The sequence below is a fragment of the Streptomyces thermospinosisporus genome (assembly GCF_039526425.1).
Lineage (GTDB): Bacteria > Actinomycetota > Actinomycetes > Streptomycetales > Streptomycetaceae > Streptomyces > Streptomyces thermocarboxydovorans.
In genome coordinates this window covers 140,391-154,892 of the sequence record NZ_BAAAIZ010000069.1, presented here as the reverse complement: position 1 = coordinate 154,892, position 14,502 = coordinate 140,391, and the positions used below count along the sequence as shown (strand labels likewise).

At 72.4% G+C, this 14,502-nt stretch carries 11 protein-coding genes and 2 tRNA genes; 11 read left to right on the top strand and 2 right to left on the bottom strand.

Features of this window, described 5'->3' with window-relative positions:
* The first annotated feature begins 42 nt into the window (after window positions 1–42).
* The 6 genes from rsfS (at window position 43) to ABD207_RS22695 (ending at window position 2,213) form a co-directional block, all read left to right on the top strand.
* A complete protein-coding gene (gene rsfS, locus ABD207_RS22720; RefSeq protein ID WP_344014951.1) occupies window positions 43–489 on the top strand; it encodes a ribosome silencing factor in 447 nt (148 codons plus the stop codon).
* Entirely contained in the window at window positions 486–1,154 is a 669-nt protein-coding gene (locus ABD207_RS22715; RefSeq protein ID WP_344014950.1) for a histidine phosphatase family protein, read from the top strand. The genes rsfS and ABD207_RS22715 overlap by 4 nt, the downstream gene beginning before the upstream one ends.
* A 129-nt stretch (window positions 1,155–1,283) precedes the next feature.
* Window positions 1,284–1,356, top strand: a tRNA-Ala gene (locus ABD207_RS22710).
* Window positions 1,357–1,563: 207 nt separating this feature from the next.
* Window positions 1,564–1,737 carry a hypothetical protein gene (locus tag ABD207_RS22705; protein WP_344003467.1) on the top strand — a complete coding sequence of 58 codons (174 nt, stop codon included), beginning with the start codon at window positions 1,564–1,566 and terminating at the stop codon, window positions 1,735–1,737.
* 3 nt (window positions 1,738–1,740) lie between these two features.
* Complete coding sequence (locus tag ABD207_RS22700; RefSeq protein WP_006136074.1) at window positions 1,741–1,974, top strand: hypothetical protein; 234 nt, start codon at window positions 1,741–1,743, stop codon at window positions 1,972–1,974.
* A 166-nt stretch (window positions 1,975–2,140) separates the two neighbouring features.
* Window positions 2,141–2,213: transfer RNA gene (locus tag ABD207_RS22695), tRNA-Ala, on the top strand.
* A 148-nt stretch (window positions 2,214–2,361) separates the two neighbouring features.
* Here ABD207_RS22695 and ABD207_RS22690 read toward each other — a convergent pair.
* Together ABD207_RS22690 and ABD207_RS22685 are read right to left on the bottom strand one after the other, a co-directional pair.
* Window positions 2,362–3,975, bottom strand: a complete 1,614-nt coding sequence (locus tag ABD207_RS22690) for an NADH-ubiquinone oxidoreductase-F iron-sulfur binding region domain-containing protein (protein WP_344014949.1) — start codon at window positions 3,973–3,975, stop codon at window positions 2,362–2,364.
* Window positions 3,972–5,303 carry a ferric reductase-like transmembrane domain-containing protein gene (locus tag ABD207_RS22685; protein ID WP_344014948.1) on the bottom strand — a complete coding sequence of 444 codons (1,332 nt, stop codon included), beginning with the start codon at window positions 5,301–5,303 and terminating at the stop codon, window positions 3,972–3,974. The genes ABD207_RS22690 and ABD207_RS22685 overlap by 4 nt, the downstream gene beginning before the upstream one ends.
* Window positions 5,304–5,803: 500 nt before the next feature.
* Here ABD207_RS22685 and leuS point away from each other — a divergent pair, with 500 nt between their 5' ends.
* The 5 genes from leuS (at window position 5,804) to ABD207_RS22660 (ending at window position 14,436) form a co-directional block, all read left to right on the top strand.
* Window positions 5,804–8,683 carry a leucine--tRNA ligase gene (gene leuS, locus ABD207_RS22680; RefSeq protein WP_344014947.1) on the top strand — a complete coding sequence of 960 codons (2,880 nt, stop codon included), beginning with the start codon at window positions 5,804–5,806 and terminating at the stop codon, window positions 8,681–8,683.
* 191 nt (window positions 8,684–8,874) lie between these two features.
* The gene (locus ABD207_RS22675; protein WP_344014946.1) at window positions 8,875–9,669 is read left to right on the top strand and encodes a hypothetical protein; all 795 of its coding nucleotides are present in this window, start codon (window positions 8,875–8,877) and stop codon (window positions 9,667–9,669) included.
* Between the two features lie 72 nt (window positions 9,670–9,741).
* Window positions 9,742–10,587 carry a DegV family protein gene (locus ABD207_RS22670; protein WP_344014945.1) on the top strand — a complete coding sequence of 282 codons (846 nt, stop codon included), beginning with the start codon at window positions 9,742–9,744 and terminating at the stop codon, window positions 10,585–10,587.
* A gap of 208 nt (window positions 10,588–10,795) precedes the next feature.
* Complete coding sequence (locus ABD207_RS22665) at window positions 10,796–11,875, top strand: ComEA family DNA-binding protein (RefSeq protein WP_344014944.1); 1,080 nt, start codon at window positions 10,796–10,798, stop codon at window positions 11,873–11,875.
* The gene (locus ABD207_RS22660) at window positions 11,872–14,436 is read left to right on the top strand and encodes a ComEC/Rec2 family competence protein (protein ID WP_344014943.1); all 2,565 of its coding nucleotides are present in this window, start codon (window positions 11,872–11,874) and stop codon (window positions 14,434–14,436) included. The genes ABD207_RS22665 and ABD207_RS22660 overlap by 4 nt, the downstream gene beginning before the upstream one ends.
* Window positions 14,437–14,502 lie beyond the last annotated feature (66 nt).

Here is a 14,502-nt window from a genome sequence, read left to right as displayed (position 1 = left end):
AGACCCTGGAGGGCGTAGTGTCCGCCGACCGAAAGCCTTGTAGTGACCGCAACCGACCGTTCCCTCGAGCTCGTCACCACCGCCGCCCAGGCGGCCGCCGACAAGCTCGCGCACGACATCGTCGCCTACGACGTCAGTGACGTGCTGTCCATCACCGACGCCTTCCTGCTCGCCTCCGCGCCCAACGACCGCCAGGTCAAGTCCATCGTGGACGAGATCGAGGAGCGGTTGCAGAAGAAGCTGGGCGCCAAGCCGGTGCGCCGCGAGGGCGACCGCGAGGCCCGCTGGGTCCTGCTCGACTACGTCGACATCGTCGTCCACGTCCAGCACAGCGAGGAGCGCGTCTTCTACGCCCTGGAACGGCTGTGGAAGGACTGCCCCGAGCTGGAGCTGCCCGAGGACGCCAAGGCGACCCGCGGCAAGGCCGCTGAGCATGCCCGGCAGCAGGAGGCCGAGGCCGCCGCGGAGACGGGCGGTGAGTGGCGGTGAGCACCACCGGTGAGGTGGGCGGCTCCCGGACCAGGGGCCGCCGCATCATCCTGTGGCGCCACGGCCAGAGCCTCTGGAACGTGGAGCGCCGCTTCCAGGGCACCACGGACGTGGAGCTCACCGAGACCGGCCGCGCCCAGGCCCGCCGCGCCGCCCGGCTGCTGGCCGGCCTGCGCCCGGACGCCATCATCGCCTCCGACCTCAGGCGCGCCGCGGACACCGCCGCGGAGCTGGCCGCGCTCACCGGCCTGGAGGTGACCCTCGAAGAGGCCCTGCGGGAGACCTACGCGGGCGTCTGGCAGGGCCTGACGCACGACGAGATCATCGCCCGGTACGGCGACGAGTACGCCGCCTGGAAGCGCGGCGAGCCGGTGCGCCGGGGCGGCGGCGAGCTGGAGACCGAGGTCGCCGACCGGGCCGCCCCCGTGGTGCTCCGGCACGTGGAGAAGCTGCCGGAGGACGGCACGCTGGTCGTCGTCAGCCACGGCGGCACCATTCGTACGACCATCGGCCGGCTGCTGGGTCTCGCCCCGCGCGACTGGGAGAGCCTCGGCGGTCTCACCAACTGCTGCTGGTCCGTCCTCGGCCAGGGCGCCCGCGGCTGGCGGCTGCTGGAGCACAACGCCGGCACGCTGCCGGAACCGGTGCTGGGCGACGACGACTGAGACGGCGACCGGGCAGGTCGCGCCGGGCCGGGACCCGGATTTCACTTTCCGGCAGGTCACAGGCTAAAGTTCTTCTTGTTCGCCCGCCGAGCGGGGCCGGAACAACATGCGGCTTGGCCGCGTGACCAAGGGGCTATAGCTCAGTTGGTAGAGCGCCTGCATGGCATGCAGGAGGTCAGGAGTTCAATTCTCCTTAGCTCCACAGCTCGACAGAAGAAGATCCCGTCCCCCTCAGGGGGGCGGGATTTTTCGTTCTCCGGGTTGAGCAGACCACGTCCGACAGGCGTATACCTCTACGAGGCGCCCATTCGTGTCCCGACCGGTACCACGGCGTCGCTGACCGTATTGGCCCGGTCGTGGCAGAATCAAACGGCCGGAAGGGGGCGCGGCCCGACGGGAGGGAGTTGCGATGCCTGCGAGCATCCGCGAGGAGGTCGGACACCTCCTCACAGCGGTGTTGACGCTACGGACCTCGACCCGCATCCACTGCCCTTCCTGCGGTTCCGCCCATGTCGCCCAGGTGCTCGGCGACAACGGCGGAATCTCGTACGTGTGCACGGCCTGCGGCCACAGCTGGAGCTGATCGATGGGTGCACACAGGCGGAAGTGCGACTGGTGCGGCAGCGGGACGCCGATCGTCCGCGACATGGAGCCGATCAACCCCGACTACCAGTACTGGTGCGAGGAATGCGCGCGGGCGCTGATCATAAAGGGCGACCCCATCGAGACCTACCGGGAACTCGAGGGGGAGCCGATCTACGGCCGGCTCCTGGAGGAGCACTGCACCCTCAAGCGGTTCTATTCCTTCGTGACCGCTTGAGGCGACGGCCGTGACGGCTCGGTCCGGCGGCCCGCCGCCCGCGAGGCTCCTTGATCGAAAGAATAAAGGTGCCAAATCGGGCAGACCGGAAACGATTTGGTGTTGGACCGGGTGGACCGTGTAATGTTGGCGTCGCCGCCGGGGAAACCCGGAAGGCGGACAACAAGGGGCTATAGCTCAGTTGGTAGAGCGCCTGCATGGCATGCAGGAGGTCAGGAGTTCAATTCTCCTTAGCTCCACAGAAAGATCCCCCGGTCCTGACGGACCGGGGGATCGTCGTTTGTGCGGGTGCGTACGTGCCTGTACCGCCGTGTACGGCCCTGTACACGCTCCGGGCGCGAGCGAGCCCCGGTGGTGTACCGGGGCCCGCGCGCCGCGGGCGCGTCCTCAGCGCCCCAGGGCGCGCCGTCCGCGGCCCTGGGAGAGCACCGGCAGATTCCGGGTCGGGGCCTTCGCCTGCGGCCCCTCCTCCTCGATGCGCAGGGCCAGCGCGGGGCAGCGGCGCACCGCCCGCATCGCCTTGGCCTCCGCATAGCGCGGCACCGGGGCCTGAGCGACCGTCGGGAAGCCGTCCGCGCCCAGCTGGAAGACCTCCGGCAGGATGTCCGCGCACAGGCCGTGGCCCCGGCACAGCGTCCAGTCGACGAAGATCTTCTGGCGGCTGGGGCCGTTCTCCTCCGACTGCCCGCCGCCCGGGATGCCCGTCGGGGCCCTGCCCCCCTCGAACAGCGGCAGAACGCCGTGCACGGGCCGTCCGCAGCCGTTGCCGAGGACATGGGCGGCCAGGTCGTCGGTGAACGCCTTGACCGTCGACTCCAGGAACATCGCGGAGCCGTCCGGGTGCGAGCAGGCGCCGCGCCGCTTCACGTTCTTGGCGACCTGCTTGAGCGCCTCCAGGGCGGCCGGACCGCCGCCGTTGAGGATGTCCTCCATGCCGCGCGCGGCGGCCGGCAGCCCCAGGTAGCAGGGGCCGCACTGGCCCGCGCTCTCCTCGGCCAGCCACTGCGCCACCCGCAGCGACTCGCCCAGCGGGCAGGTCTCCTGACTGATCGGCAGGATCGCGCCGGCGCCGAGCGAACCGCCCACCGCGTCCAGCGAGTTGCGCGAGACGATCGCCTCGTTGACGGTCGCCGCGTCGATCCACTTGCCGTGGTAGCCGCCGGTCAGCACGCCCTGCGGCACCGGCGGCGCCCCGGCGAGCTGCAGCACGTAGCGCAGCGGCACGCCCGTCGGCACCTCGATCACCATGGGACGGGCCACCGCCCCGGACACCGTGAGCATCACGGTGCCCGGCTCGTCGTACAGGCCCGTGTTGCAGTAGCGCTCCGGGCCGATGCGGGCGGCGATGGCGAGCTGCGCGAACGTCTCGGCGTTGGACAGCAGGGTGGGCGCGCCGCCGACGCCGCTCTTGGAGGCGCTGATCTTGCGGCCGGGCGGGATCGCCGGGCCGCCGTCGATGGAGCGGATCAGGGAGGCGGCGGCGCCGGTCACCATGCGGACCGGGTTGCGCTGCACCCGCGCCCGCAGCGCCGAGCGGCGGCCGTTGCTCAGGCCGCGCTCGGCGAGCGCCTTCTCCATCGAGCGCTGGGTCGACTCCCGGGTGACCCCCACCACGAGCGTGCGGGCCCCCATGGCCTCGGCGCACAGCAGCGCGCCGTCCAGGATGAGATGCGGGGCACGGTTGATCAGCACCGTGTCCTTGCGGCAGGCCGGTTCGTCCTCACTGCCGTTGACGACCACGACCGGCCGGACACCGCGTTTGATCGCCGATTCGGCGACCGAGCGCAGCTTCTTGTGGAAGGGGAAGCCCGCGCCGCCGCGTCCCCTGAGATTGATGCGCTCGGCGAGCGACGCGAGTTGCTCGCCGCCCATCGGCTCGAGCGGCCCGTGCACCTTGAGGTGCATGGGCAGATCGAGCCGGTCGACAAGGTCGAAGCCCGACGTGAGCTGGGGAAGGCCGACGACGCGGACTTCGGGGACGTCGGGCAGGGCCTCGTTCACTTATAGCCTCCGGAAGGCATGTTCCAAGGTTCGCCCGAGCCCGGAGCGTCGAAGTCGTAGGACGAGGACGCACCGGGGAGTGTTTCAGTGGCGGGACCGCTGTTGTACGTGTCACTCGGGTTGTACGTCCCGGAGAGGGTGTTCGTCTCACCGGTGTCGTACACATCACTCGAGCCGTAGCCGGTTCCGGCCGGATTGTTGTAGGCCGGGATGGTGTATCCCGTGTCGTTGAGCGGGTCGTAGGCCGACGGCGGGGCCTCGCCGACCGGCGGCGGGGACGGGATCGGCCAGCTGCCCGAGGTGCTGGCGGGGGAGTCCACCCGCGGCATGCTCCCGGTCGAGTCCATCAGGGGGAGGCTGCCCGTCGCGTCCACCTGCGGAATGCCGCCCGTGGAGTCCATCCGCGGCAGGCTCCCCGTGGAGTCCACGCGCGGCATGGCGCCGGTGGACTGCAGGTCCAGCGGGGATGTGGCGGTCTGGTCCGTGAACTGCGGCATCTGCTGGGTCTGGGCCGGCGCCGACACCGCGCGGTAGGCGGCGGCGAAGCCGTTCGCGGGCTCCGCGGCGGCCGGCCGCTCGGCCTGCTCGAAGCGCGGGCCGGCGTCGCGCTTCGACCCGCCGCCCCGGCCCTCGTAGCCGGGCAGCGTGGCCTCCGCGGCCCGCGACCTGCTCTCCTCCAGCAGCTCCTCGCGCCGCGGCTGCTCCTCGGTGATGCCGAGGAAGTTGCGGATCCCGTCCGCGACCCTGCGCTTGACCGAGCGCGGGGAGGCGCGCAGCACCAGGGCCGCGGTGACGCCGAGCACCGACAGGCCGTAGAGGATCATGAAGATCGGCTTGGCCGCTCGACCCGCGTAGAGCCCGTGGACGAGCGCCGCGCACCAGGCCGGGTAGGCCAGCATGTGCATGGCCCGCCAGTGGGCGGCGACGGGCGCCGGGGTGGCGAAGCGGTTGCGCAGGATGCCCGTGATGCCCACGAAGATCATCAGCATCGCGGCGATGGTGCCGAGGCCGATCAGGAAGGTCCGGCCCATGACCACCTCGTCGTCGGTGAGGGCCAGGCCGAAGGGGATCACCGCCGCGATCCACGAGGTGTGGTCGAGGATCAGCTTGATGGCTATGTGCACCAGCAGGAAGGCGATCGAGGCGACCGCCGTGGTGCGGTGCACCGCCTGCGCCATGATCCGCTGGCGCACCCCGAGCAGGACGCGGTCCTGGGCGACCAGGCCCCAGATCACCGAGCAGCTCAGGCACACCAGCGACAGGACGCCCACGCCGAAGTTGAGGAACTCGAGGAGCCAGTCGTCCGCCGTGCTGTCGTCCGGCCTCACTGCCTACCTCCCCGCGTCTCGGCGGCGGACGGGCACGGCGCATCGGCAGCCGGCCGGCCCTTCACGGGCGGCGGGCTGCTGTGTGGAGGCAGGTTCATGGGGCAACTCCGAACGGTTCGGTAAAGCGGTCCCGCTGCCGCACTCTAAGCCCAGCGATACCGGTGGGTACGAGGTTTGAGTTATTGCGCTGTTATCAAAAGAGCATCTGGTCGTTGTAATGCCCCTTAGTGACTGTTACGCGAAGTAACTTTTGCGCGGCGTTCAGGCGATACGCGCCGGGAAGCGCGTCGCGACCGGCTCCGGCGCTGCGGTACCCTTGCGCCATGCGTGCCGTACGCCTTCTGCTTAGCGGGCCGCGCTGATCAGTCCCGGCCACCGCCCGAGAGCCGTTCGCATCGGGTGGCCGGAATCGGCGCGGCGTCCCCTCCTGTGCGAGGGGATTTTTCATTTCCCGGAAGTCGCAGGTCGCAGGCAGAGACGATCGATGGAGCTTTGAGGACATGAGCGAGACGAACCCCGCTGCCGCCGCCGCGGAGGCCGCGCCGCACCGCTACACGGCCGCCCTGGCCGCCGAGATCGAGGCACGCTGGCAGGACTTCTGGGACGCCGAGGGCACCTACGCCGCGCCCAACCCCACCGGCGACCTGGCGGGCGACCCCGAGACGGTCGCCAAGCCCAAGAAGTACATCATGGACATGTTCCCGTACCCCTCCGGTGCGGGCCTGCACGTCGGCCACCCCCTGGGCTACATCGCCACCGATGTCTACGCCCGGTTCCAGCGCATGACCGGCCACAACGTGCTGCACACCCTGGGCTTCGACGCCTTCGGCCTGCCCGCCGAGCAGTACGCGGTGCAGACCGGCACGCACCCGCGCGTGTCCACCGAGGCCAACATCGAGAACATGAAGACCCAGCTGCGCCGGCTGGGCCTGGGCCACGACAAGCGCCGGTCGTTCGCCACGATCGACCCGGACTACTACAAGTGGACCCAGTGGATCTTCCTGCAGATCTTCAACTCCTGGTACGACGAGAAGGCCCGCAAGGCCCGCCCGATCTCCGAGCTGATCGCCCAGTTCGAGTCCGGTGAGCGCGAGGTACCGGGACACACCCGCCCCTGGAGCGAGCTGAGCGAGGCCGAGCGCGCCGACGTGCTGGGCGAGTTCCGCCTGGCCTACGCCTCCGACGCGCCGGTCAACTGGTGCCCCGGCCTGGGCACCGTGCTGGCCAACGAGGAGGTCACCGCCGAGGGCCGCTCCGAGCGCGGCAACTTCCCCGTCTTCAAGGCCAACCTGCGCCAGTGGAACATGCGCATCACCGCCTACGCGGACCGCCTGCTGGAGGACCTGGAGGCGCTGGACTGGCCCGAGGCGATCAAGCTGCAGCAGCGCAACTGGATCGGCCGCTCCGAGGGCGCCCGCGTCGACTTCCCGATCGACGGCGAGCGCATCACCGTCTTCACCACCCGCCCCGACACCCTGTTCGGCGCCACCTACATGGTGCTGGCGCCCGAGCACCCGCTGGTGGAGAAGTTCACCCCGCAGGAGTGGCCCGAGGGCACCCACGAGGTGTGGACCGGCGGCCACGCCAGCCCCGCCGAGGCCGTCGCCGCCTACCGCGCCCAGGCCGCCGCCAAGTCCGACGTCGAGCGGCAGGCCGAGGCCAAGGACAAGACCGGCGTCTTCATCGGCGCCTACGCCACCAACCCGGTCAACGGCGAGCAGGTGCCCGTCTTCATCGCCGACTACGTCCTGATGGGCTACGGCACCGGCGCCATCATGGCCGTCCCCGCCCACGACTCCCGCGACTTCGAGTTCGCCCGCGCCTTCGAACTGCCTGTCCGCTGCGTGGTCGAGCCCACCGACGGCCGCGGCACCGACCCGGCCACCTGGGAGGACGCCTTCGTCTCCCACGACGCCAAGATCGTGAACTCCTCCGGCGAGGACGTCTCCCTGGACGGCCTGAACGTCACCGAGGCCAAGGCCCGCATCACCGAGTGGCTGGAGAGCAGGGGCTACGGCGAGGGCACCGTCAACTACCGGCTGCGCGACTGGCTGTTCAGCCGCCAGCGCTACTGGGGCGAGCCCTTCCCGATCGTCTACGACGAGGACGGCATCGCCCACGCCCTGCCCGAGTCGATGCTGCCGCTGGAACTGCCCGAGGTCGACGACTACTCGCCGCGCACCTTCGACCCGGACGACGCCGACACCCAGCCCGAGACGCCGCTGTCGCGCAACGAGGAGTGGGTCAACGTCACCCTGGACCTGGGCGACGGCAAGGGGCCCCGCCGCTTCCGGCGGGAGACCAACACCATGCCCAACTGGGCCGGCTCCTGCTGGTACGAGCTGCGCTACCTGGACCCGCACAACAGCGAGAAGCTGGTCGACCCGGAGATCGAGCGCTACTGGATGGGTCCGCGCGAGGGCATGCCGCACGGCGGCGTCGACCTGTACGTCGGCGGCGCCGAGCACGCCGTGCTGCACCTGCTGTACGCGCGCTTCTGGTCCAAGGTGCTGTACGACCTGGGGCACATCTCCTCGTCCGAGCCGTTCCACAAGCTGTTCAACCAGGGCATGATCCAGGCCTACGTCTACCGCGACAGCCGCGGCATCGCGGTGCCGGCCGCCGACGTGGAGGAGCGCGACGGCGCCTACCACTACCAGGGCGAGAGGGTCACCCGCCTGCTGGGCAAGATGGGCAAGTCCCTGAAGAACGCCGTCACCCCGGACGAGATCTGCGCCGAGTACGGCGCCGACACCCTGCGCCTGTACGAGATGGCGATGGGCCCGCTGGACGTCTCCCGGCCCTGGGACACGCGTGCGGTGGTCGGCCAGTTCCGGCTGCTGCAGCGCCTGTGGCGCAACATCGTCGACGAGGCCACCGGCGAGGTCACCGTCGTCGACACCGAGCCCGACGAGGACACGCTGCGCGCCCTGCACAAGGCGATCGACGGGGTGCGCCAGGACCTGGAGAACCTGCGCTTCAACACCGCCATCGCCAAGATCACCGAGCTGAACAACCACCTGACCAAGGCGGGCCGGCCGGTGCCGCGCTCGGTCGCCGAGCCGCTGGTGAAGATGATCGCGCCGCTGGCCCCGCACATCGGCGAGGAGCTGTGGCACCGGCTGGGCCACAAGGAGTCCGTGGTCTACCAGGACTTCCCGGTGGCCGACCCGGCGTACGTCGTCGACGAGACCGTCACCTGCGTCGTGCAGGTCAAGGGCAAGGTCAAGGCCCGCCTGGAGGTGTCGCCGGACATCTCCGAGCAGGAGCTGGAGCAGGCCGCCCTGGCCGACGAGAAGGTCGTCGCCGCGCTGGGCGGGGCGGGCATCCGCAAGGTGATCGTGCGGGTGCCGAAGCTGGTGAACATCGTTCCGGCTTGATCATCCCTGAGGGGCTTGATCATCCCTGCCCCGAGGGAGGCCGTTCCTGGCTTCCCCTACGGGTAGCCGGGGCGTCGTCTGCGGGCAGGTTCGGGGTTCCGCCGGAACTCCGCGCCTGCCCGTTGCGTTTACCGTGGAAGAGCGGCGCGGAGTGTGCCGGTACAGGTGCTACGGCCCTCAGGAGGAGCCCCGTGGAGGCAGTGTTCGCAGTCGTCGTCCTGCTTTTCGTGCTCCTGATGGTGCTCGGTGCCTACGCCACGGTGAAGGTCGTCGGCGCCGCCAAGCGCAGTGCCGACCGCCACATCACCCAGGCCCGCCGCGCGGTCGAGGACCACACCCTGAAGGTCAAGTCCCTGGTCGCGCCAGGCGCCGCGGGTGAGGTCGCCCAACTCCGGCTCAAGCTGCGCACCTCCATGCGGGCCACCCAGGACACGCTCCAGGCGGCCGCCGCCGAGGACGAGTCGATCAAGGAGTCCCTGGCCCTCTTCGAGCGCCTCAGCGCCCACGGCCACGAGCTGGACGCGGAGCTGCGCCGGCTCGAGGCCGAGCCGGACCGGGCCACCCTCGCCGAGCGGCTGCCCGGCCTGCGCGAGCGCACCGAGCGCATCACACAGTCGGCGGACTCCCTGCGCTGGGCCGCCCGCGACCGCGCCCGCCGCTTCGCCGAGGACGACCTGGAATCGCTCAGCACGCAGATCGACATGGAGGCCGGGGCCCTGCGGCACTGGACCACCGAAGAGCCGCCGGCGAGTGGGCAGACCCCTTCCGGGACCGGGGCGGGCCGGTCGGCCGCCGGCTCGCGGCCCGCCGCCGCGCCGTGGCCCGAGGCGCCCGCACAGTCCCCGACAGCCGGTCAGGCCTGGCCCGAGGAACCGGCCAAGGCGCAGGAGCCGGAGGCCGAGCGGCAGCGGCCCGCCATCGCACCCTCCGCACCGCGCCCCGCCTACCCCTGGGAGAAGAAGCGCCGCCCCGAGAGCACCACATGATCCGGACACCGCAGCACCCCGCCCACGGGGCCGGGCTGCCGTGCGGGCGGCGCGCCAGGTAACCTCCAGCTCATGTCCCGCCATGTCGCGATCGTCACGGATTCAACGGCCTACCTCCCGGCCCCGACGATGGAGCGGCACGGCATCACCTCGGTACCCCTGACCGTGGTCCTCGGCGACCGCGCGCTGGAGGAGGGCACCGAGATCTCCACCCGTTCCCTGGCCCAGGCGCTGCAGAAGCGCCGCCCGGTCACCACCTCACGGCCCGGCCCCGAGGTCTTCGCCGAGACGTACCGCAAGGTCGCCGAGGCCGGCGCCACCGGCATCGTCTCCCTGCACCTGTCCGCCGAGCTCTCCGGCACCCACGACGCGGCCGTCGTCGCCGCCCGGCAGGCACCGGTGCCGGTGCGGGTCGTGGACACCGGCATGATCGCCATGGCGCTCGGCTTCTGCGCCCTGGCCGCGGCGCAGACCGCGGAGGCGGGCGGCACGGTGGACGACGCGGTCACGGCCGCCGAGAAACGCGCGGCGGGCACCTCGGCCTATTTCTACGTCGACACCCTGGACTATCTGCGCCGCGGCGGCCGGATCGGGGCGGCGCAGGCCCTGCTGGGCTCCGCGCTCGCCGTGAAACCGCTGCTGCAGCTGGCGGACGGGCGGATCGAGCCGCTGGAGAAGGTGCGCACGGCGTCGAAGGCGATCGCCCGGCTGGAGGAGATCGCCGCCGAGCGGGCGGGCGGCGCGGAGGTCGACATCGCCGTGCACCATCTGGCTGCGCCGGAGCGGGCATCGGCGCTCGCGGAGCGGCTGCGGGAGCGGATCCCTGGGCTGGCGGATCTGCATGTCAGCGAGGTGGGGGCGGTGATCGGGGCGCACACCGGGCCCGGGTTGCTGGGGGTTGTGGTCTCGGCGCGGTGAGGCGCCCTGGGCCTCGGCGGGCGGGCTCGGTGGCGGGTGGGCTCGGGTGCGCCGCCGGGTGGGCGCGGTGGTTGGGCGGGCTCGGCGGCGGGCGGATAGTGCCTGTGACTGTCACGTACGGGTGACGGAGTTGTCCACAACCTGCGGGTAGTCCACGGAGATCGAGCAAGATCATCGCGGGTACGGCGAGGTCCCCGATCCTCGTCGCATGGCACTTCGATCACGTTCACGCACAGCCACTGCAAGCAGCGGACCGGGCCGCGGTCCCGCCTCCGACGGCCGTGTCCGACACCGGCGGCCCCGTCACGGTCGCGGGCACCGGCACCGGGACCGTGATGCCTCGGCGGATGAACTCCGGCGCCGCGCGGAGGCGTTGTTCGGGGCGCGGGACGGGCGGCGGGTGCCGGGCTGGGCTCTGCGCGAGGATCCGCCGGGACCCTTGGTGGCGCCGGGCGTGCCGGATGCGCCGGACGCGGCAGTGGCGCCAGCGGCGCCAGTGACGCCGCACGCCGCGACGGACGACGAGCAGTTGAACTCGGAGGAGGCCCCCGGCCTCACGCCTGCGCCGCCCAGCCGGCGGGAGCGATGGGGGCTCGCCCTGCGCGAGCGGTTACCGCTGTGGATCCAGTCGCGGTGCGGAATGGAACGCCGGAGCCTGATCGCCCTGTCGGTGGTGCTGGTGGTCGCGGTGGGCTTTGCCGTCCAGCACTTCTGGACGGGACGGACCCGGCCGGTGGAGCCCCCGGAGGTGGTGCGGGCGGCCGCGGCACCGAGCGTTCCCGAGTCTCCCCCGGCTGCTGCGGCGAAGGTCCCGGCCTCCGCCGCCGCGGAGATCGTCGTGGACGTCAGCGGCAAGGTGCGTGACCCGGGCATCCATCGCCTGCCGGCGGGCTCCCGTGTCGAGGACGCCCTGCGAGCGGCGGGCGGAGTACGCCCCGGCACGAAGACCGACGGACTCAACCGGGCCCGCTTCCTGGTGGACGGGGAGCAGGTCGTCGTCGGAGGCCCGGCGCCGGGGCCCGCGGCAGGCGGGGCCGGCACGACGGCCGGAGGCGGGACCGGGACCGCAGGCGCAGCAGGAGCCGCCGGCCCGACCGCTCCCATCTCCCTGAGCACCGCCACCCCGGAGCAACTCGACACCCTGCCGGGCGTCGGCCCGGTGCTGGCCCAGCACATCATCGAGTACCGCACCCGCAACGGCGGTTTCCGCTCGGTGGACGAACTGCGCGAGGTGAACGGCATCGGCGACCGCCGCTTCGCGGAGCTGCGGGATCTCGTGCGGCCATGAGCGGCGTACGGGACACCCCCGGCACCCGGTCACCGGTGCACGCCCGCTCCGGGCATCCGCTGGGAGCCGCCCGGCCGCGCCAGGAGGGGCCGGCGGATCTCCGGCTGGTGCCACCGGCGCTGGCGGCCTGGGCGACGGCGGCCGTGATCCTGCCCGCCCCCTCGGGTGTGGGCGCCGGGGTGGTGGTCGTCGCCCTGCTCGCAGCAGGCGTGCTGCTCGTCCTCCTAAGGAGCCTCCGCAGGGCACGGACACGCGTCTCCGCCTCGGCCCTGCTGGTGTGCATCGCCGCGGCGGCGGCATCGGCCGGCCTCCACGGGGCGGATCTGCGCCGGGGCCCGGTACCGGCGCTGGCACGGGAGCTCGTGCCCGTGACGGCCGAGGTCGAGGTCACCTCCGACCCCCGGCTCAGCCGCCCCCGCGTCAGCGGCGCCCACATGGCTCCCCCGGTAGTGCTGATCGAGGGCGAGGTGCGCCGGGTCCGGCGGACGGACGGCGGACCCGAGCAGCTGACCCGGACCCCGGTCCTGCTGATCGTCGACCCCCGCTCGGGAAAGACCGGCACGACCCGGACCAGGCCCCCGACGGCACCAACCCCTGCGGCTCCCCGGCCACGTGACGCCCGCTCGGCCTGGCTGGCGCTGCTGCCCGCCACCCGTCTGGCGGTCGAGGGTCGGCTCGCCCCCGCGCTCGCGGGCGGTGACCGTTTCGCGGCCGTACTGCGCGTCAAAGGCCGGGGCGGACCGGGCATCGTAGGTGAACCGTCGGCCGTACAGCGCTTCGCGGAACGGCTCCGCGCCGGTCTGCGCGAGGCGACCGACGGGCTCTCCGCCGACGCGCGGGCACTGCTGCCGGGGCTGGTCGTCGGCGACACCTCACGGATCACGCCCGAGCTGGACGAGGCGTTCCGGGAGACCGACCTGACGCACACGCTCGCCGTCTCCGGCGCCAACTTCACCATCCTGCTCGCCCTGCTCCTCGGCCCTCCCGGCCTGGCCCAGCGCGCGGAGCGCCGCGGCCTGGCACCCCGGCTCGGCATCCCGCTCCGGGCGACCGCACTCATGGGAGCCGTGCTCTCCCTCGCCTTCGTCGTGGTGTGCCGCCCCGACCCCAGCGTGCTGCGGGCGGCGGCCTGCGGATCCGTCGCCCTGCTCGCGCTCGCCACCGGCCGCCGCAGATCCCTGATCCCGGCGCTGGCCACGGCCGTCCTGCTGCTGGTGCTCTATGACCCCTGGCTGGCCCGCAGTTACGGCTTCCTGCTCTCCGTGCTGGCCACCGGCGCGCTGCTCACGCTCGCACCCCGCTGGAGCACGGCGCTGCAACGGCACGGGGTCCCGCCCCGGCTCGCGGAGGCGCTGGCCGCGGCCGGTGCGGCACAGGCCCTGTGCGCTCCGTTGGTCGCCGTGCTCTCCGCCCGGGTGAGTCTGGTGGCGGTGCCGTGCAATCTCCTCGCGGAGTTCGCCCTCGCACCGGCCACTGTGCTGGGCTTCGGCGCGCTGGCCACCGCCCCGCGGGCGATGCCGGTCGCCAAGGCGCTCGCCTGGTGCGCGAGTTGGCCCACGGAGTGGATCGCGCAGATCGCCCGCACCGGCGCCGCCCTCCCCGGCGCGGGCGTGGACTGGCCCGGCACCTGGACCGGCGCGGCCTTGCTCGGCGCCCTGACTCTCACCGTGCTGCTCGCCGGACGGCGGCTGCTGCGGCACCCCTGGTGGTGCGGGGCGTGCGCCCTGCTGCTGGTGCTCGTGGTGCTGCGCCCGCCCCCGCTGACCCGCGCCGTCACCGGCTGGCCCCCGCCGGGCTGGAGGATGGTGATGTGCGACGTGGGCCAGGGCGACGCGCTGGTGCTGGCGGCGGGCGAGGGCACCGGCGTGGTCGTGGACACCGGCCCCGACCCCGAGCCGATCGACCGCTGCCTGCACTCCCTCGGCATCACCACCATCCCGCTCGTCGTCCTCACCCACTTCCACGCCGACCATGTGACAGGCCTGAGCGGAGTGCTGCGTGGACGGTCCGTGGGCGCCATCGAGACCACGGGACTCCGAGAGCCCGAAGAGCAGGCGGCGTCGGTCCGCAGACTGGCGGCCGCCCGGGGCATCCCGCTGACCCGGGCCGCCGCCGGGGAGCAGCGGCGCACGGGAGACCTGACCTGGGAGGTGGTGTGGCCGCCCCCACCCGGAGCAGCTCTCCCTGAACCCCTGGGCCCGAACGACGCCAGCGTGGCCATGCTCGTCCGCACGGCCGGCCTGCGCCTCCTCCTGCTCGGCGACCTGGAACCCCCGGCCCAGCGGGCCCTGGCCCGCTCACCGGCCGGCGCCGCACTCGCCCACGTGGACGTCCTGAAGGTCGCCCACCACGGCTCGGCCTACCAGGACCCCGACCTGCTGCGCCGAGCAGCCCCCCGGCTGGCCCTGATCAGCGTCGGCGCGGACAACACCTACGGCCACCCCGCACCCAGCACGGTCGCCGCCCTGCGCGCCCAGGGAGCGATGGTGCTCCGCACCGACCGGCACGGAGCCCTGGCGGTCACCGGCGCACCCGGCGCGCTGCGAGTCGCCGAGGACTGAAGGCACCGAACCGAACGCACCAAGCTGCACGCACTGGACTGAAGGCACCGGAGGGAGACTGAACAC